We start from the raw sequence: 18,804 nt of genomic DNA on the forward strand, positions 1-18,804 counted from the left end.
GGGGACGCGCATGAAGTTGCTGATCGTTGAAGACGAGCACAAGGTCGTGGACTATCTGCGCTCCGGCTTGACGGAGCAGGGCTGGGTCGTGGACGTCGCGCTCGACGGCGAAGAGGGCACGTATCTGGCCACCGAATTCGATTACGACGTGATCGTGCTCGACGTCATGCTGCCCAAGCGCGACGGCTTTAGCGTGCTGAAGGCGCTGCGCATGCGCAAGTCGACGCCGGTCATCATGCTGACCGCGCGCGATCACGTGAACGACCGCGTGCGCGGTTTGCGCGAAGGCGCGGACGACTACCTCACCAAACCATTCTCCTTTCTCGAACTCGTCGAGCGTCTGCATGCGTTGGCGCGCCGCACGCGTTCGCAGGAATCCACGCTGATTTCCGTCGGCGATCTGTTTGTCGATCTGATCGGGCGGCGCGCAACGCGTGACGGCGTACGGCTCGATCTGACCGCGAAAGAATTCCAGCTACTGAGCGTTTTAGCCCGCAGACAAGGCGATATTCTGTCGAAGACGGCCATCACCGAGCTTGTGTGGGACGTCAACTTCGACAGTCATACCAATGTGGTCGAGACGGCGATCAAGCGCTTGCGCGCGAAGCTCGACGGCCCGTTTCCGTCGAAGCTGCTGCATACCGTGCGCGGCATGGGCTATGTACTCGAAGTGCGCGAAGCGCGCGAACTGCACGAAGACGGGGAGCCGTCATGAACCGTTCCATCGCGCGACGCCTCGCCCTGATGTTCGCGCTCGTCGCGCTGTTCGTATTTACGGTCATCGGCGCGGGGCTTTTTGCGGTGTTGCGCTCGCAGCTCGAAAGCCATTTGCGCGAATCGCTCGACGACCGCGCGCAAATCGCGCGGCTGATCTGCAATCACGGGATGACGCCTGACAAATGGCGCATGTCGCGCGAAAAGCTCACCGACATGACGCCGCATGACCGCAGCACCGTGTACGCGGTCACGAGCATCGAGCCGTCCTACAACTACGGCAAACCGATCGAAGGGACGATCGTGAAGAGCTGGCCCGGCGGCTACGCGCGCGTCAAACCGGCGGGCGGCGGCGACGACATGCTCACCACCACCGTCTCCATTCCCGGCTATTCGACGCGTCCGCCGATGCAGTTGCAGGTCGCATCGAGCTACTTGCCGAACATTCGCACGATGCGCGTGTTCGGCTTCGCGCTCGCCGCGCTGTCGGCGCTCGGCAGTCTCGCGGTGCTGCTACTCAGTTACTCGGTCACACGTATCGGTCTTGCGCCGTTGACGCGTCTCACGCGCGATGCGTCCGCCGTCAGTCCGAACAATCGCTCGCAACGGTTGAATACCGCCTCGTTGCCGCACGAGTTGAACGACCTCGCGAATTCGTTTAACGGCGCGCTGGAGCGGCTCGACGGCGCGTATTGCCGGCTCGAGTCGTTCAATGCGGACGTCGCGCATGAGTTGCGCACGCCCGTGACCATTCTGATCGGCCAGACCGAAGTCGCATTAACCCGCAATCGTTCCGTCGACGATCTGCGTCACACGCTGCAATCGAACCTCGAGGAATTCGAACGCATGCGCGCGATCATCAACGACATGCTGTTTCTCGCGCGCGCCGATCAGGGCGAGCGCGCGACCGGTCTCATGGAAGTGTCGCTCGCGGCCGAAGTCGCGCATACGCTGGAGTTTCTCGAGATTCCGCTGGAAGAGGCTCGCGTGCATGCGCGCCTCGATGGCGATGCCGTCGCTCAGGTGAACCGCTCGCTGTTCGGCCGCGCCTGCACGAATCTGTTGATGAACGCGATTCAACACTGCCAGCCGGGCGCCGCGATCGGCGTCAGGATCGTGCGCGAGGGGGAGCAGGTGCGGATCGAAGTCGCGAATCCCGGCGAGCCGATCGAGCCCGCGGTGCTCGAACATCTGTTCGACCGTTTTTATCGCGTGGAAGCGTCGCGCACGAATAGCCGCGAGAATCACGGCCTCGGTCTCGCGATCGTGAAGGCGATTGCCGAGATGCATCGCGGCAGCGTGTCGGTGCAGAGCGCGAACGGTGTCAACACGTTTGCGTTTTCGATTGCGGCGTCGCGTGTGGAAAGCGTCACGCCGCCCGCGCGTGCGAACGTGGCGGCCAATGCCGCGGCGAACGCGGGCGGTACATCGGCGCCGGCTTCCTCGCCGGCTTCCTATTCATCGCTCGTGAAGGGCAAGTCCGCCTGAACCGGTAGACGCCGCTGCGGCGGCTGCGCGCTCGCGAGGCTCAGTGCGCTCACGCGCACGCCGAGCAGGCGCAGCTTGCGGTTCAACTCGACGCGGCGCAGACATTCGGTGGCCGCGCGGCGTATTTCCGCGGCGTCGGCGGTGGGCGTGTCGAGCGTCAGGTCGCGCGTGACCGTGCGGAAATCGTCGTAGCGCAGTTTGATGCCGACCGTTTTGCCGACATAGCCCTTGCGCACGAGGTCTTCCGCGACCCGCACGCACAAGCCGGTGAACGAACTGGACAGCGCGGGCCGGTCGTGACGCGGATGCAGATCGCGCTCGAAGGTGGTTTCGCGGCTCATCGACTTCGGTTCCGATTCGACCACGACCGGCCGCTCGTCCTCGCCTCGCGCGACGCGCGTGAGCCACGCCGAGTAGCTGTGCCCGAAGTGATCCTGCAACAGACCCGCGTCCGCGGCCGCCAGATTGCCGACCGTGGCGATGCCGAGCGCCGTCAGTTTTTCCGCCGCCTTCGGACCAATGCCGTTGACCTTGCGCACAGGCAGCGGCCACACGCGCAGCGGCACGTCTTCGGGCGTGAGAATCGTGAGCCCGTCCGGCTTGTCGAGTTCCGAGCCGATCTTCGCGAGCAGCTTGTTCGGCGCCACGCAGATCGAGCACGTGAGGCCGGTGGCCTCATTGACCGCCTGCTTGATGCGCGCGGCGATGTCGCGCGGCTCGCCCGGCAGTTCCGTGAGATCGATATAGATCTCGTCGATGCCGCGATCTTCGATGCGATCCGTGAACGTCGCTACTGCGGCCTTGAAGAGCCGCGAGTAATGACGGTAGGAGTCGAAGTCGGTGGGCAGCAGGATCGCGTCGGGCGCGAGCACGGCCGCCTTCATCATGCCCATCGCGGAAAATACGCCGAGCGCGCGCGCTTCGTAAGTGGACGTGGTGACCACGCCGCGCCCCGCGTAATCGCGCAGCTTCGCAAAACGGCGGCTGCCGTCTTCGAGCGTTTCAGGCGCGCTGTTGCGGCCGCCGCCTATCACGACCGCCTTGCCGCGCAATTCCGGATAGCGCAATAGCTCGACGGACGCGTAGAACGCGTCCATGTCGAGATGCGCGATACGGCGGCTTGCTGAACTCATGGAGGGCGGAAACGGAAGGTAACCGTAATAGTACCTTGGTCGGCCGCGGGAGTGCCGGCGAGCGCGGTCTAGAACCGATAACTCACACCGAGTTGCACCACCGGATACAACTTATACCGCTCGACCTTGTCATTAATCTTCTGTTCCTGCTCGTCGATATTCGCTTGCGTCGTGAACATCGAATAAATCGCGGGCACGTTGTAGTGCGTGCGCGGACGGCCATACGCGACGCCGACATCGAAAGTCAGACCGAAGCCCTTCGAGACCGGCTTGTGTCCGTAGCCGATGCCGACATAAGGCATCACGCGCGGCAGCGTGACCGTGGCCGACGGCGCGGGGCCGACTGCCGGCACGTAGTCGTCGCCGATCTTGTAGTTGCCTTGCGCATTCGGCACGGCGTGCGCCGAGAGTTCGTCGTCGTTGATGAGCGCACCGGCCGTCAGGCGGAAACCGCTCGAGCGGAAAGGGAACACGTCGAGATAAAGGCCGCCTTGCAGCAGCTTCAGGTGACCGTCGTACTCGTTTTCATTGACGTTGACCGAATGCGAGAAGCCGAGACCTTCGAATTCCGCATGCACGCCCGTCCATGAATTGAGCGGCAACGCGGCGCCGATTCCCGCGCCGAGCGTGCCGCCGTGCGCATAAATCTCCTGCGCGTGCGCCGTATTAGTCAATGCGACCAACCCCGCCATCGCCGCGACCGCGGCCAGCGCCGCATTTTTTACCTGCCGTTTCACCTGCACCACCGCTTGTCTCCCGACAAAAATCAATTGCATGCGGGGACTTTACGATTTGCGCGCGCAGTTCAAATGCATGAAAAGCGGGCGATTTCGGTGGCTCTTCCGGCTCAAGTCCGGCGTCGTCGGGAAAGCGGAAATAATGCCGCGTAAATAGCGACTATGGCGGGCGCGCAGCGGCGCCCGCCTTAACGAGGTTTACTGCTTGATGCCTTCAGCCTGAATATGCAGCGTGGTCTGCATCTTGAAGCCGTACGTCTTGCCGAAGTCGACGCCGAAATCGTCGCGGTTGAACGTCGCCGTCGATTCCGTGCCGCACACTTCGCGCTTGAGCATCGGGTTCACGAAGCACTTGAACGACTCGATCTTCAGATTCACCGGCTTGGTCACGCCATGCATGGTCAGCGTGCCGATCACTTCCACCGGCCTGTCGCCTTCAAAGCGGATTTGCGTGCCCTTGTAGGTCGCGCTCGGATACTTCGCGACGTCGAAGAACTTCTCGCCGACCAGTTCCGCGTCGAGCTTGTCGTTGCCGATGTCCACCGAACTCATGTCGATGGTCACATCGACCGTGCCGGTTTTCGCCGCGCGATCGAGCACGACGGTGCCCGTGCTTTTCTTGAACTTGCCGCGCCAGATTGACACGCCGCCGAAGTGATCCGCTTCGAAGCTCGGGGCCGTGTGCGTCGGATCGAGCTGATACGTGTCGGCGGCCATTGCGTTGAACGACAGGGCGGCGGCGAGAGCGCCGGCGGCGAGCAGGAATTGCTTCTTCAAGATGTTCTCCAGGTTTTGAAAAGCGCTACGGCGCTTTGATGATTTGTTTCGGGTTTCTAATTACTTTTTGGAGGCGACGAGATGGAACTTGATGACGACTTCGTCGGCGACGACGGACGTGTCTTTCCATTCGCCAGTGCCGACGTCGAACTGCGAGCGCTTGATCGGCAATGAACCGTCGAAGGTTTGCGTCGAGCCCTGGCTTGCAATGGTGACCGGCACGACCACCGTCTGCGATTTGCCCTTGATGGTCAGCTTGCCGGTGATCTTGTACTGGTTGCCGCCCGCCGGCGCGATCGCGCTGGAAACAAAGGTAGCGGCCGGGTAAGCGGCGCTGTCGAACCACTCCTTGCCTTGCGCCTGCTTGTTGTAGTCGTCGGCGCCGAGGTCGTAGCTGCCGGTGTCGATCGACACGTTCGCGCTGCCCGCCGTCGGCTTCGCCGGATCGAACGATAGCTGCGCCGAAAACTTCCTGAACTTGCCGTCGACGGGCACGTTCATCTGTTTCGTCGTCGCGATCACGGTGCTTTTGCTGGTGTCGACGTCGGCATGCGCGAGGCTCGCGCCGAACAGCGAAAGCGCGGCGGCGCCCGCCAGGATGGAGTGATGAAGTATCGTTTTCATGGTGGTACGCATCCTATCGAACCCATGCGCGTTCATTGCACACAGTGGGGAATTTGATTGCCAACAGTCCGTAGCGAATCGGCGAGCAAGCCGTTGCCGCGCTGACTGCGAATGATAGGGATGTCAAGAAGAACCGAATAGCCGGATGCGAGAGAACACATCGTTCTACGGATGACGTTAATGCCGTCCGGGCCTGCGCGTTGCAACGCGCACCGACGAACGGCGGAGGCCGAACCGAGTTGGGTTATCCTGCGCACCGGGCACGGCCCACGTACAACCATCATTCAGGACGTTAGTTTTGACTTCGATTTTCCTTTCATGGGGCATCGCCGCCTTCGCGACAGCCGGCGTTATCACGCGGCCTTTCAAATGGCCCGAGGCAGTGTGGGCGGTGGCGGGCGCGGTGCTGCTGGTCTCGCTCGGGCTGCTGCCGATGCATCTCGCGATGGAAGCCGTCGGCAAGGGCACCGACGTCTATCTGTTTCTGTTCGGCATGATGCTGCTCTCCGAAGTCGGCCGCCGCGAAGGGCTGTTCGACTGGGTCGCCGTGCTCGCCGTGAATCATGCGCAAGGCTCGCCGCGCAAGCTCTTCATGCTGGTCTATCTGGTCGGCGTGGTGATCACCGCCTTTCTTTCGAACGATGCCACCGCGGTCGTGCTCACGCCCGCGGTGTTTGCCGCCGCGAAGAAAGCGAAGACCGATCCGTTGCCGCTGCTCTTCGTCTGCGCGTTCATTGCCAACGCGGCGAGCTTCGTTCTGCCGATCTCGAACCCGGCCAACATCGTGCTGTACGGCAACCACACGCCCGCGCTCGGGCCGTGGCTGATGCGCTTCGCGTTGCCGTCGCTGCTGTCGATCGGCGCGACTTACGTGCTGCTGCGCTGGACGCAGCGCGACGCGCTTGCCGGCATCTGCGAGGCGAATCTCGAACCGCTGCGGCTCTCGTCGAGTGGACGCGTTGCGTTGGCCGGCATTGCGGTGACGGCCGTCGTGCTGCTGGCCGTATCCGCGTTCGATATTCCGTTGGGCTTGCCCACGGCGATACTCGGTGCGTTGACCGCAATCGTCGTGTTGATCCAGGAGCGCAAATCGCCGTTGCCGATGATCCGCGAAATATCGTGGAGCGTGCTGCCGCTCGTGGCCGCGCTCTTCGTGCTCGTCGAAATGCTGGACCATACCGGCGTAATCCGCATGCTGGCCGCGTTGACGCAGGAGGGCGCCGCGCACAACGAAGCGAGCACGGCGGGTTGGGCCGGCATGGCGATCGCGATCGGCAGCAACTTGATGAACAATTTGCCGGCCGGCCTGATCGCGAGTTCGACGGTGATGCAGGCGCATAGTCCCGAGCGCGTGATCGACGCGCTGCTGATCGGCGTCGATCTCGGGCCCAACATGTCGATCACCGGCTCGCTCGCGACCATCCTCTGGCTCAACGCGATTCGTCGCGAAGGCGAGGACGTCAGCTTCATGAAGTTCCTGAAGGTGGGCGTCGTGGTGATGCTGCCGGCGCTGGTGCTCGCGCTCGGCGCACGCATTCTGATCGGCTGACGCGCCGTGGATCACGGCGCCGCCGCTTTCATACGTCAGCGATGACCGTTGATTTCCGGCGCGATCGCCGCGTGATTCAGCAGCGCGACCAATGACATTCCGCCCACGGTATTCCCCACGAGCGTCGGCACGAGGAAGCGCAGAAAATAATCGCGCAGACTCGCGTCGCCGCTGAAAAACGCATACGCCACTTCCGTCGATCCGGCGATGATGTGCGACAGATGGCTCACGGCCACCACATAGGTAATCAGCAGCACCGTCAGCAGGCGGCCCGAACGCGCGCTCGGCAATAGCCACACCATCAACGCAATCAGCCAGCCCGCGAAAACCGCTTTCACCATCGTCGGCAGCATATGTTCGGAACCGACGGCGGCGCGCGACACCTCGCCGAATGCCTGCACCACGGCGGGCGCGAACACATCGGGAATGCGCAGCATCGCGGCGAAAATCCATGTGCTCACGAGATTGAAGAACAGCACGATGGCCCACAGACGCATGGCTTTGAGCAGCGTCTTCGGATCGCGCCGCGTCAAGACGGGCAGCACGACGGTGAGCGTGCTTTCGGTGAAAAGCTGCTGCCGTCCCATGATGACGAGCACGAAACCCATCGAGTAACCGAAGCTCGACACCAGATGACGCCATGACGTATCCGGCAGTCCTGCTTCGAGCACCGCTTGCGTGAGAAACGAAAAGCCCATTGAAAGCCCGGCCGCGAGCGACGACCAGATCAGCGCGCCAATCGTCCGCTCGAGTGCAGCTTCGCCCTCTTCACGGACGATCTCATGCAGCACGAGCGCGTGCGGGGCGGTGTGATGCGCCGCCTGATCCTGCTCGCCCTCGTTCAGATGCGGGGAATCGGCGCCGGCGTCCTGGGCTCGCGGGACGTCGTTGCCGGCGAATTCCGTCGATTCGGCGGATGACTGCCGTTGCTCTTCGCGCGTGGCATCGGTCATCAGCGGGCATCCTTCGGGCGCGGGCCGGGCGCTTCGCAGACCGCTTCCTCGGGCTCCCGCAGCGCGGCAAGCGTGGCTTCGAGCCGCGCGAGCCGCGCCTGTTGCGCGGGCACGAGCGGCGCATTCGCCAGCATCCGCAAGCGACTGTCCCAGTACGAAAGCGGAATCGCGTCATTCACCGAGATCCGCCCGAACACCCGCTCGAGATGGGCGATCTCGTTGTCCAGGTTCTGGTAGCTCATCTGGCGTATCCGATAAGAGGCGACAAAAAAGGTGGACGGCGATAATGTACGAGCAAGTGGCGTTCCCCGATTCTTCAGGACAACGGGAGTGCGGCCGGAAGGTCGGATTGGGAAGTCTGATCTGCGCGCTGGAACGGCGCATTGAGATGGCGCAACGAGGTGACGCAAGGAGATGGCGCAAGGAGGTGACGCAACGCGCGGAATCTACCCGCGCGAGGGAGATCGATTAGAAGTTGCGGTTATGTTGCCGAAGGAATTGGCTACTGCCACTGGCAGTGCGTGGCTAACTCACGTCGCGATGACGCTTACTGCCTATCCAGCCACGCATCCAGCCCCACGCGAAACGCCACGCCCGCAATCACCGGCACCGTGAGCATCAGAATGATGCCGAAGTTCGGAATGGCGTCGCCGTAAGCAATCGGCTCATACAGCACCACGCCCGCGACCGCCGCGAAGACGATGACGCCGACGGCCACCATCAGAAGATTGCGCACCGTAATGGACAGCTCTTTGCGCGTCGCCTTCGCGGGACTCGGGCTGGCGGCGGGGTCGTGTTGAGCAGGCATGATGACTCTCGTGACAAAAAGCGGCGGAGGGCAAGGCGCCCATTCGCAAGGCGCCCATTCGACAGCGGAACAGGCGTGCCCGGCATCATACCAGGGCGCGCAGGTGTCGCGCACTTCGCGCCGTGTGTGCTTGCATCGATATAAAACAATATATGCCGCATTCCGCGGCATGGGGCTAAAAGCTCATCGCTTGCGTGGCCGTGCCGGCGTTACGATGCCGCTTCGATCGGATTGACCCATTGCGCCAGTTCGCGCCGCAGTTGCGCGAGGTCGAAGGGTTTGCCGAGCAGTCGCGCGCCGGGGATGCGCTCGCCGATCGGCGCCTGTGCGCCATAGCCGGACACCAGCAGCACCTGCACATCCGGCTGCTCGCGCAACACGGCGCGCGCGAGGTTGTCGCCCGACATGCCGGGCAGCGTGATGTCGGTGAACAGAATGTCGTAGCGCTGCGCCGGCAGCAGCGGCAGCGCTTCTTCGGCGCTGCCGACCGACGTGCAATCGAGCCCGAGCGCGCCGAGCAGGCAGCTTAGCGCCTCGCGCGAATCGGCGTCGTCCTCGACGAGCAGCACATGAGCCGGCGAGCGCGCGGGCGCGTCGGTCGATGCGGACTCGCTCTCGTTTGCGGCTGCCTTGGGTGTTGGAGTCAACGGCGTGGCGAGGCCCGGCGCATCGACGCCCGACGTAGCGACGCCCGACGCATCGCCACTCGCCGGATCATACGCAACGCTCGGCACACAAGCGGCGATTTCGCGATCCGTCATCTTGCCGACAGCCGCCGTGCCGCCAGCTCCGCCGGCGGCGGCGCGCAGCACGCCGCGCACCTTGCGCGCGAGATCGTCGCGGCGGTAGGGCTTGGACAGCAGCGTGATGCCCGCGTCGAGCTTGCCGTGGTGGACGATCTCATCGCGCGTGTAGCCCGACGTGAACAGCGTCGGCACCGACGGCGAGCGGGCCGCGGCACGCCGCGCCAACTCGACGCTTTTGATCTTGCCGGGCATGACGACGTCGGTGAACAGCAGGTCGATCGGCACATCGCTGTCGATGAATTCGAGCGCCGCGTCGCCGCTCGACGCCGTCAGCACCTTATAGCCGAGCTGCACCAGCATTTCGACGGCGGTCAGGCGCACGTCGGCATCGTCCTCGACCACGAGGACCGTTTCGCCGCCGCCCACCGGCGCGCTGGTTTCATCGGCGGCTTCGGCCGTTTCGGGCTCGCAGCAGCGCGGGAAAAACAGCGATACCGTCGTGCCGCGCCCCAACTCGCTTTCGATCAGCGTATGCCCGCCGCTCTGCCTCACGAAGCCGAACACCATGCTGAGACCCAGGCCCGTGCCATGACCGTGAGGCTTGGTCGTAAAGAACGGTTCGAACGCATGCTCGAGCACGTCGGGCGGCATGCCCGCGCCGGTATCGGTGACGGAAAACACCACGTATTCGCCCGGCGAAAGCTCCGGCTTGTCGCTGCAAAACGCTGCGTCCAGCACGCGGTTCGCGGCGCGCACGGTGAGCGTGCCGTCGGCCTTTATCGCGTCGCGTGCATTGATGGCGAGATTGAGCAGCGCGTTTTCCAACTGGTTGCGATCGACCTGTACGTGCCACAAATGGTCGCTCAATACGGTTTCGATCCGCATGGTTTCGCCGAGCGCGCGATGCAGCATCTCGCTCATGCCGGCAAGCAGGCGGCGCGGGTTCAGCACAGTGGGCGACAGCGGCTGGCGCCGCGCGAACGCAAGCAGATGCGCGGCGAGTTTCGCGCCGCGCTTCACCGCGTCGGTCGCTGCCGACAAACGGCGCAGCGTGGCCGGATTGCCGCTCGCGTCGGCGGCCATCATCTGCAGGTTGCCGTTGATCACTTGCAGCACGTTGTTGAAGTCGTGCGCAACGCCGCCGGTGAGACTGCCGATCGCTTCCATTTTCTGCGCCTGGCGCAGTTGTTCTTCGGCGAGCGCGCGCGCCGCGACCGCGTCGGCCACGCGCTGTTCGAGCGTCTCGGTCAACTGGCGCAGCGACTGTTCGGCGATCTTGCGTTCGTGAATATCGATCAGCACAGCCGGCAAGCGTGTCGGCTGACCGTGTTCGTCGAACTCGCACTGGCCGTTTGCCTGCACCCACACATAGTCGCCGTCAGGGCGGCGAATCCGGTACTCGGCGCGAAACGGCTTGCCTTCTTGCAGCGCATCCGCGCTCAGGCGTTCGAGCAGCGACTGATCGTCCGGATGAATCATTCGGGCCGCGGCGCTGTGGTCGACGCCTCGCGCCGCTTCTTCGACGGAGAACGAAAACGTGCGGGCAAAGCGCTCGTCGCCGGTGATCTTTCCGGTCTGCATGTCGACGACGCAAGTGCCGAGCACCGCGCCTGTATTGAGCGCGAGTTGCAGACGTTCGTTGGTCTCGTGCAGCTCCGCTTCGGCGCGTTGCCGCCAGCGCTCGGTCAGCACGCGCCCAGTCGTTTCGACGACGACCGCCAGCACGCCCGCGGGCGCGCCGCTGTCGTCGGCGACGGGGCTGTAGTAGAGGTCCATCCACACGTCCTCGGGCTTGCCTTCACGCAGCAGCACGAGTTCCTTGTCGCGATACGAGAGCGTGCCGCCCGCGAGGCACGTAGTCATGACGTGGCGATTGAATTCGGCGACTTCGGGCCAGCCTGTTTCGACTGGGCATCCCAGCAGATACGGATGCCGTCCGCCCGCGAAAACCGCGTAGGCGTCGTTGTAGATCATGTAGCCGGAGCGGCCCCACAGCAGCACGAGCGGCACCGGCGAAGCGAGCAGCAACTGCACCGTGGCGGTGAGGCTGCGCGGCCAGTCCGCGATCGCGCCGACGCCGGTCGCCGCCCAGTCGAATTCACTGATGCGCCGCGCCATTTCGCCGCTCCAGCCTGTACAGCCATGATCTTGTGCCGGAAAGGGCATGCGTCGCTCCACGAGATCGCGTTAATGAGGTGGGTGTCCAGTCTGCCGTTTCACATTCTCCGCGTAAAGGGCCGATACGCCGCGTATGCCGTTTAGTTGCGCGCGCACCTTAAACGCTCGCAAGTTTTACCTGCGCCGCTCGCGCGCGCATTCGAAAGCGGCAATAAGCGCATGCGCATTTCTGTCGAAGCGAGCCTTTGCGTGTTTGCTTTTGCGGCGGTTCATCGTTCGCGCGATGGTCGTTGTTGCGCTGCGCGTCCTTACAGAATCCTTCATGCGATAGGCTCGTTTTCTGCTGGATGTCGAGTGCACGCGCGCGCGACGAATGCGCGCCGCGAGCGCTGGCGACGGCGAATGTCGCCGGCTTCGCAGATCGATAAGAGCGGACCGTACGATGCCGAAGAAGCCCGTCGCAACCAGCAAGCTGGCGAAGAAATCTCCCAGCAAGCGTTCCAGGAAAATGCCTCGCGCCGACGGCCGGCAGCCGCTCCTGACCGCGCGCCGCAACGCGAGAATGGCGCGCTCGGCGCATGCGTATGTGCGCGGCAGCACGAGCCGGTTCTATGAGTGGCTCGACGGCATCGAGGGCCACGCGCTGCCCGAAGGTCCGGCGGTGTGGATTTGCGGCGATTGCCATACCGGCAACATCGGGCCGGTCGCGGATGCCTACGGGCGCGTCGAGATCCAGATGCGCGACTTCGATCAGACGGTGATCGGCAATCCCGCGCACGATCTGATTCGCCTCGGGCTCTCGCTTGCGACGGCCGCGCGCGGCTCCGATCTGCCCGGCGTGACGATCGTCCACATGATGGAAGCGCTCGCCGACGGCTATGAACGCGCCTTCGACGAAACCGCGGGCGAGGCCGACATTCACGCGGAAAAACCCGAGGCGGTACGCGTCGTGATGAAGGAGGCGATCCATCGTACGTGGCGTCATCTCGCCGAAGAGCGTATCGACGACGCCGAGCCGTATATTCCATTGGGTTCGCGTTTCTGGCCGCTCGACAAAACCGAGCGCCGCGAGATCGACAAGCTGTGCAGGACCAGGTCGATCGCAGCGCTCGCGACCGCATTGCGCGGGGCGGGCGCCGACGCGCAAGTCCAGGTGCTCGACGCCGCGTACTGGGTCAAGGGCTGCAGCTCGCTCGGACGGTTGCGCTACGCGGTGCTGCTCGACATCGACGGCGCCGCGGCCGACGGCGACGACCTATGCCTCGTCGACATCAAGGAAGCCGCGCAGGCCGCGGCGCCGCGCTGCTCGGGGGTGAGAATGCCGCGCGATCACGCCGAGCGCGTGGTGGAAGGCGCGCGGCATCTGTCGCCATCGCTCGGCGAACGGATGAGGCCCGCGCGCCTCACGGACCGCCCCGTCGTGTTGCGCGAACTGCTGCCGCAGGACATGAAGCTGACCATCGAGCAACTGACCCGCGACGAAGCGACGAGGGCGGCGCGCTTTCTCGCGCTCGTGGTCGGCAAGGCGCACGCGCGGCAGATGGACCTCGCCGAACGCAAGGCATGGCTGGCCGAGTTGCGCAAGAACCGCTCGAAAACGCTGGATGCGCCCGGCTGGCTGTGGAAGAGCATCGTCCAACTGGTCAGCACTCACGCGGCCGGCTATCTCGAGCATTGCCGCAAATACGCAACGGGCGTCGGCGAGGGCTGAAGCGCGGTTATTTTCACGAAGGGCTAAATATTCGTCCGATGATTGCCGATATACATCGGTAGAGTGACCGGACCCGCCTGCTAGCCCTTCCTATGCTCCTGACCTCGCCGCAGCACTCCGCCGATGCCGGCCTGCGCCAGCGCTTTCACCAGCGCTCGCTTGAACATCAGCGCCCGCTTTCGACGGTGACGATGGCGTTCACAGTCGTCGCGTTTCTCTGTCTGGTGGCGGCGCGCGGCCTCGTTGCCGGACCCGCCGAGCCGCTCGCGTACCGGCTCGGCTGCGCGCTCGTGCTGGCTTTGCTGGTGCTGGCCATTCCGCTCGCGAAATCGACGTGGACGTTCGGCGCGATCGGCGTGGCCTTCTCGCTGACGCTCGTCGCCGGTCTCGCGCTGAACGTGGCGGGCGTGCAGCAGCCGTTGCTGTGGACCTTGCCGGCGATGGTCGTGATCCCGGTTTGCGCCGCGCCGCTGTGGCTGACGCCGACGCATTTCGTGGTCGGCAGCGCGCTTTTCTATGCGGCGGCGATCGGCTTGCTGCCCGCCGCGCCGCACACGGCCGACGTCGACGTGGTCGTGTGGATGTGGATCGCCGCGATCGGCATGCCGACCGCCGTCGTCTTTCATTTCGGTTTTTACGGGTTCCGGCGCAATCACTTTCTGCTCGAGGATCAGCTCGCGCAACTGGCCGCGACCGATCCGCTGACCGGCCTGCAAAACCGCCGTGCGTTCGTCGCGCAGGCGGAGCGGCGCCTCGCCGAACTCGCGCGCGGCGGCGAGGCCAGCGCGATTTTTCTCGACATCGACAATTTCAAGTCGCTCAACGACAGGTTCGGTCATGCGGTGGGCGACCTCGCGTTGCGCCAGGTCGCCCAGGTTCTGCTCGAGCAAACCACGCGCGGCGACAGTGTGAGCCGGATCGGCGGCGAGGAATTCGCGGTGCTGTCCTGCGATGGACTTGCCGGCGCGCTGCGGCTTGCCGAGCGGCTGCGCGGCGCGATTGCCGCGCTCGAACGCCCGGACGGTCATCTGACCGCGAGCTTCGGCGTGGCCGAGCATCGCGGCGACGAAAACATCATGGTCCTGCTGGATCGCGCCGACGAAGCGTTGCTGCGCGCGAAGCAATCCGGCAGGAATCGCGTGTGCGCCGAGCGGCCGGTGCCGGACGCGCCGCTGCAACTGCTGATCGAGGACGCCTGCGGCACAGCGGGCGCCGGCGGCTCGCGGCATAAATGGGAAGACTATTACCTGACCTCGCACTTTCAGCCGCTCTTCAGTTTGTCGCATCAGAAGCAGGTCGGCTTCGAGGCGCTGTTGCGCGGCGAACTCGACGACGGCACCTTGCTGCCGCCCGCGGTGCTGTTCGCGCGCAAGCCCGCCAACGACGAAGGGGTGCTCGACCGCGCGAGTCATGCCGTGCATCTGGCGAACGCGCGCGCGTCGCTGCCCTCGGACGGCTGGCTTTTCCTCAACATTCTGCCGGCCACTTTCGTCGCCGAGGGCTATGCCGATGAACTCACCGGGATCGTGCGCAGAGTGGGGCTCGCGCCGGAGCAGGTGATCCTCGAGATTCTGGAATCGCACGGCGGCAGCGTCGACGAGATGTCGCGCGCGGCGGCGTTGTACCGCGAGCACGGCTTCCTGATTGCCGTCGACGATTTCGGCGCCGGTCAATCGAACCTCGACCGGCTGCTGCGCATCCGTCCGGACATCGTCAAGCTCGACGGCGAACTGATACGCGCGACCGGGCACGGCACCGAGCAGCCGATCTTGCCGAAGCTCGTGTCGCTGCTGCATCAGGCGGGCATGCTAGTCGTGGTGGAGGGCGTGGAGACGACCGAGGAACTGATACTCGCGGTCGAATCGAATGTGGACTTCGCGCAAGGTTATCTGCTCGGGCGGCCCGCGCCGGAGATCGCGCCGCCAGGCTCGGTGCATTTGCGAATCGACGATGCTTTCGATGTCATCGCGCAAGGCCGCGCACATCAGCATGCGTTGTTCGAGTCTGTGGTGGAGCCGTATCGCCTCGCGCTGCGCGAGGCTGCGGACGCGCTGCACGCGGGGGCCGCGATGGAGCGCGCGTTCGCTGCACTTGCGTCGTTCGAGCGTTGTGTGAGCTGCTTTGTTCTCGACGATTCCGGCCGGCAGGTCGGCCCGGAAGTGCCGGGGCCGGCGTGGAGCATGGAAGGCGCGTCGCTGCATCCGGTGGCCAATCCGCGCGATGCGCGGTGGGATCATCGGCCGTATTATCGCAATGCCGTGCTGCTGCCGGGTGTGGCGATTGCCAGTAATCCTTATCTTTCGCTCGCGAGTGGAAGACCGTGTATTGCAGTGACGCTTGCGGCGCAGTTCGCGGATGAGCGCTCGGTGATTGGGGTGGAGTTGGACTGGTCGGCGCAAGGGTTGCCCTGGCCGGCGGGGGAGTGAGCGGCGTTTAGATCGTCGGCCGCTCGCTCGCTTTTAGTACCCGCCTTTCACGGCCGCATCCGTCTGAGCTTGGCCTTTATACGACGCGGCCAGATCCGACGCCGCGCGGCTCAACAACCCCGTATCCGTTCCGACCGCGACAAACGTAGCGCCTGCCGCAAGATACTCGTCGGCGATCGCGCGATCCGGCGCGAGCACACCGGCAGCCTTGCCCGCACGCCGCACGGTTTGTATGCCGCCGCGAATCGCTTCGCGCACGCTTCTATCGCCCGGCTTGCCGAGCAGACCCATCGACGCGCTCAGATCCGAAGGACCGAAAAAAACGCCGTCGACGCCGTCGACCGCTGCAATCGCCGGCAGATTGTCCATGCCTTGCACCGTCTCCACTTGCACGATCACACACAGTTCGTCGGCGGCGCGGTTCAGGTAATCGGGCACGCGGTTCCAGCGCGACGCGCGCGCCAATGCGCTGCCCACGCCGCGAATGCCGTGCGGCGGATAGCGCGTGGCCGCGACGGCATCGGCGGCCTGTTCGGCGGTGTCGATCATCGGTAGAAGCAAAGTCTGCGCGCCGATGTCGAGCAACTGCTTGATCAGCGCGCTGTCGCTGCGCACCGGCCGCACGACCGGATGCGATGCGTACGCGGCCACCGCCTGCAATTGCGCGAGCGTGCTGCGCACGTCGTTCGGCGCGTGTTCGTTGTCGATCAGCAGCCAGTCGAACCCGGCGGTGGCGAGCAACTCGGTCACGTAGGCATCGGCGAGCGCGGCCCACAAGCCGAATTGCGGCGTGCCTTCGCGCAGCGCGCGCTTGAATGTGTTTTGCGGCAAGGACATGTGCGCACTCAAATGAAATTCAAACCAATTCCGCCGAGCGGACCATAGTCGACGTGAAAGGTGTCGCCCGCCTTCGCGGCGATCGGGCTCGTGAACGAGCCGCTCAGAATCACGTCGTTTGCGTTGAGCATTTCGTCGTACGGAGCAATCTTGTTCGCGAGCCACGCGACGCCCGTCGCCGGATGATTGAGCACTGCGGCCGCGAGTCCGCTTTCTTCGACGGCGCCGTTTTTATACAGCAGTGCGCCGACCCAGCGAAGATCGACATCGAGCGGACGCACCGGACGCCCGCCGAGCACGATGCCCGCATTGGCCGCGAAGTCGGAAATCGTGTCGTACACCTTGCGCGGCGCGCGCGTGCCGCGGTCGAACTGCTCGATGCGCGCGTCGATGATTTCAACGGCGGGCGTGACGTACGCGGTGGCGTCGAGTACATCGAATAGCGTGATGCCCGGGCCTTTGAGCGGCTTGCTTAACACGAACGCCAGTTCCACTTCGACACGCGGCGCAATGAAGCGATCCGCGCGAATGTCCTGGCCGTTTTCGATAAACATGCTGTCGAGCAGCGGCGCGTAATCGGGTTCGTCGATCTGCGATGAGCGTTGCATTGCGCGCGACGTGAGGCCGATCTTGCGTCCTTTGATTACATGGCCTTCGGCGAGCTTGAGCTTCACCCATTCGCGCTGAATCGCGTAACCGTCTTCGACCGTCATCTGCGGATACGCCGCGGAAAAGTGGCGCAATTGCGTGCGCGTCTTCTCCGCATGATCGAGCTGCGCCGCGAGTTCGCGAATAGTTTGTTGGTCTAGCATGATGGTTCTCTATTGAGCCGCTATGAGTGTGTGCCGGCTCGCTACTGCGCTTTGAGCCGCGCATGCAGGTTGTTGTGTTTCCACGTTCCGGCTTCGCTGAACTCGTTGATTTCCAGCGACAACGCGAGCCCGCTCGTTTCAAACTCATTGGCGAAGTGCTGCTTGATCGTTTCGAATAACGCGTCGCCGGTTGCTTTTTTTATCGCGTCGGAGCGGCCTGCGGCAATCTTCAGGTTCGCGTGTAGAAACGCTGCATCCGCGCGTCCATCGGCAATGCAATAGTGCTCGCAACGCAGCGCGCGCACGCGAATGCCGCCGATTGGATAAACGCTCTTCTCCTGGTCGCGCTGCGCGGCGAGGCATTCAGCGAGCGTATTGCATAAGCGGCTAATACTTTCTCCATCGGCGAGATTAGCGCTGTATTCCAGTGTCAGATGCGGCACGATAACTCCTCCGTTTCGATTCAGGCGGGCAGCGGCGTAACCGGAAAGATCGCATTGATCTGCCCGGTTCCCGAACTGCCGAAATACGGCGTGATGACTTCCACCTTGCCGTCATAGCGGTCCCAGCCTAGCGCGCCAAGCAGCATTGCTGTGTCGTGCATGCCGCCTTCGCCCCAGCATTTTTCGTTGTAGAGCGGCAGCATGTCGCAAAAGGTTTTCCAGTCACCGCCTTGCCAGAGTTCGACAACCCGGCGGTCCATCTGTTCGAGAAAGGGGCTCCACACCTTGTGCATGAACTGCTCGGCGGTGCCGTTGTCGGCAAAGTGATGACTCAGCGACCCACTCGCGAGAATCGCAACGGTGCCGTCGTAGTGCTCTTCGATTGCCTTGCGTACCGCGAGCCCGAAGCGCGCACTCGTTTCCAATTGATGCCACATACACCAGCCGGCGACCGACACGGTTTTGAAATGCTGATCGCTGTTCATATAGCGCATCGGCACGAGCGTGCCGTATTCGAGCTCAAGCGTGGTTTCGCTATGCGCGCGGCTTTTCACGCCGATTTCATTCGCGGCTTCGGCGATCAGATTGCCGAGTTCCACATTGCCGGGATACGCATACGGCATGTTCTTGATGAAATGCGGCAGTTCGTTGCTCGTGTAGACGCCTTCGAATTTCGGCGCGCAATTGATGTGGTACTCGCTATTGACGAGCCAATGCACGTCGAACACGACAATCGTATCCACGCCCAATTCGCGGCAACGCCGGCCGATTTCATGATGGCCGTCGATGGCGGGCTGACGGCAACCTTTATGCGGACCGTCGAGTTCGGACAGATATAACGACGGCACGTGTGTCACTTTTGCTGCCAGCGCGAGCTTACCCATCGCGGTCTCCTCTTCTGTGCCGCGAGACCTTGCGGGCCTCGCGT

The 18,804-nt window shown here is 63.8% G+C and carries 17 protein-coding genes; 5 read left to right on the forward strand and 12 right to left on the reverse strand.

Annotated features, from left to right (window positions below):
• Positions 1–10 precede the first annotated feature (10 nt).
• A complete protein-coding gene (locus AB6809_RS14915; protein WP_006049300.1) occupies positions 11–715 on the forward strand; it encodes a heavy metal response regulator transcription factor in 705 nt (234 codons plus the stop codon).
• On the forward strand, positions 712–2,202 hold the full coding sequence (locus AB6809_RS14920; RefSeq protein ID WP_029966329.1) for a heavy metal sensor histidine kinase: 1,491 nt from the start codon (positions 712–714) through the stop codon (positions 2,200–2,202). The genes AB6809_RS14915 and AB6809_RS14920 overlap by 4 nt, the downstream gene beginning before the upstream one ends.
• Here AB6809_RS14920 and dinB read toward each other — a convergent pair.
• The 4 genes from dinB to AB6809_RS14940 form a co-directional block, all read right to left on the reverse strand.
• Positions 2,169–3,335 carry a DNA polymerase IV gene (gene dinB / locus AB6809_RS14925; protein WP_029966327.1) on the reverse strand — a complete coding sequence of 389 codons (1,167 nt, stop codon included), beginning with the start codon at positions 3,333–3,335 and terminating at the stop codon, positions 2,169–2,171. The genes AB6809_RS14920 and dinB overlap by 34 nt on opposite strands.
• Positions 3,336–3,403: 68 nt before the next feature.
• Complete coding sequence (locus AB6809_RS14930; RefSeq protein ID WP_370882132.1) at positions 3,404–4,111, reverse strand: hypothetical protein; 708 nt, start codon at positions 4,109–4,111, stop codon at positions 3,404–3,406.
• Positions 4,112–4,270: 159 nt separating this feature from the next.
• The gene (locus tag AB6809_RS14935; protein ID WP_029966325.1) at positions 4,271–4,849 is read right to left on the reverse strand and encodes a YceI family protein; all 579 of its coding nucleotides are present in this window, start codon (positions 4,847–4,849) and stop codon (positions 4,271–4,273) included.
• A gap of 60 nt (positions 4,850–4,909) precedes the next feature.
• Positions 4,910–5,473: a YceI family protein gene (locus AB6809_RS14940; protein WP_107709079.1), complete on the reverse strand. Its 564-nt coding sequence runs from the start codon at positions 5,471–5,473 to the stop codon at positions 4,910–4,912.
• A 298-nt stretch (positions 5,474–5,771) separates the two neighbouring features.
• On the opposite strand from AB6809_RS14940, the gene AB6809_RS14945 reads away from it, so the two are divergent.
• Positions 5,772–7,022: an arsenic transporter gene (locus tag AB6809_RS14945; protein WP_029966323.1), complete on the forward strand. Its 1,251-nt coding sequence runs from the start codon at positions 5,772–5,774 to the stop codon at positions 7,020–7,022.
• A 35-nt stretch (positions 7,023–7,057) separates the two neighbouring features.
• Here the strand turns inward: AB6809_RS14945 and AB6809_RS14950 are convergent, their stop codons facing one another.
• The 4 genes from AB6809_RS14950 to AB6809_RS14965 all read right to left on the reverse strand — a co-directional run bounded on the left by AB6809_RS14950 (position 7,058) and on the right by AB6809_RS14965 (position 11,695).
• Positions 7,058–7,975 carry a formate/nitrite transporter family protein gene (locus AB6809_RS14950; protein WP_029966322.1) on the reverse strand — a complete coding sequence of 306 codons (918 nt, stop codon included), beginning with the start codon at positions 7,973–7,975 and terminating at the stop codon, positions 7,058–7,060.
• Complete coding sequence (locus tag AB6809_RS14955) at positions 7,975–8,217, reverse strand: hypothetical protein (RefSeq protein ID WP_029966321.1); 243 nt, start codon at positions 8,215–8,217, stop codon at positions 7,975–7,977. Before AB6809_RS14955 ends, AB6809_RS14950 begins: the two co-directional genes overlap by 1 nt.
• Before the next feature lie 305 nt (positions 8,218–8,522).
• Positions 8,523–8,783: a hypothetical protein gene (locus AB6809_RS14960; protein ID WP_029966318.1), complete on the reverse strand. Its 261-nt coding sequence runs from the start codon at positions 8,781–8,783 to the stop codon at positions 8,523–8,525.
• A gap of 209 nt (positions 8,784–8,992) precedes the next feature.
• Positions 8,993–11,695, reverse strand: coding sequence for a response regulator (locus AB6809_RS14965; RefSeq protein ID WP_029966316.1), 2,703 nt, complete (start codon positions 11,693–11,695; stop codon positions 8,993–8,995).
• A 394-nt stretch (positions 11,696–12,089) separates the two neighbouring features.
• Here AB6809_RS14965 and AB6809_RS14970 point away from each other — a divergent pair, with 394 nt between their 5' ends.
• Both AB6809_RS14970 and AB6809_RS14975 read left to right on the forward strand, forming a co-directional pair.
• On the forward strand, positions 12,090–13,358 hold the full coding sequence (locus AB6809_RS14970; protein ID WP_006049311.1) for a DUF2252 domain-containing protein: 1,269 nt from the start codon (positions 12,090–12,092) through the stop codon (positions 13,356–13,358).
• Between the two features lie 92 nt (positions 13,359–13,450).
• Positions 13,451–15,784 carry a bifunctional diguanylate cyclase/phosphodiesterase gene (locus AB6809_RS14975; RefSeq protein WP_029966315.1) on the forward strand — a complete coding sequence of 778 codons (2,334 nt, stop codon included), beginning with the start codon at positions 13,451–13,453 and terminating at the stop codon, positions 15,782–15,784.
• A gap of 33 nt (positions 15,785–15,817) precedes the next feature.
• Here AB6809_RS14975 and hpaI read toward each other — a convergent pair whose 3' ends face one another.
• Genes hpaI through hpaD form a run of 4 tightly spaced genes read right to left on the reverse strand, consistent with a single transcriptional unit; the run spans position 15,818 to position 18,760 of the window.
• Positions 15,818–16,621 carry a 4-hydroxy-2-oxoheptanedioate aldolase gene (hpaI, locus tag AB6809_RS14980; protein ID WP_029966314.1) on the reverse strand — a complete coding sequence of 268 codons (804 nt, stop codon included), beginning with the start codon at positions 16,619–16,621 and terminating at the stop codon, positions 15,818–15,820.
• A gap of 8 nt (positions 16,622–16,629) precedes the next feature.
• A complete protein-coding gene (gene hpaH, locus AB6809_RS14985) occupies positions 16,630–17,433 on the reverse strand; it encodes a 2-oxo-hept-4-ene-1,7-dioate hydratase (RefSeq protein ID WP_029966310.1) in 804 nt (267 codons plus the stop codon).
• A 41-nt stretch (positions 17,434–17,474) separates the two neighbouring features.
• Positions 17,475–17,876, reverse strand: coding sequence for a 5-carboxymethyl-2-hydroxymuconate Delta-isomerase (locus AB6809_RS14990; RefSeq protein ID WP_029966309.1), 402 nt, complete (start codon positions 17,874–17,876; stop codon positions 17,475–17,477).
• A gap of 20 nt (positions 17,877–17,896) precedes the next feature.
• A complete protein-coding gene (gene hpaD / locus AB6809_RS14995) occupies positions 17,897–18,760 on the reverse strand; it encodes a 3,4-dihydroxyphenylacetate 2,3-dioxygenase (RefSeq protein WP_029966307.1) in 864 nt (287 codons plus the stop codon).
• Positions 18,761–18,804 lie beyond the last annotated feature (44 nt).

It is taken from the genome of Paraburkholderia sp. RCC_158, assembly GCF_041355255.1.
Lineage (GTDB): Bacteria > Pseudomonadota > Gammaproteobacteria > Burkholderiales > Burkholderiaceae > Paraburkholderia > Paraburkholderia graminis.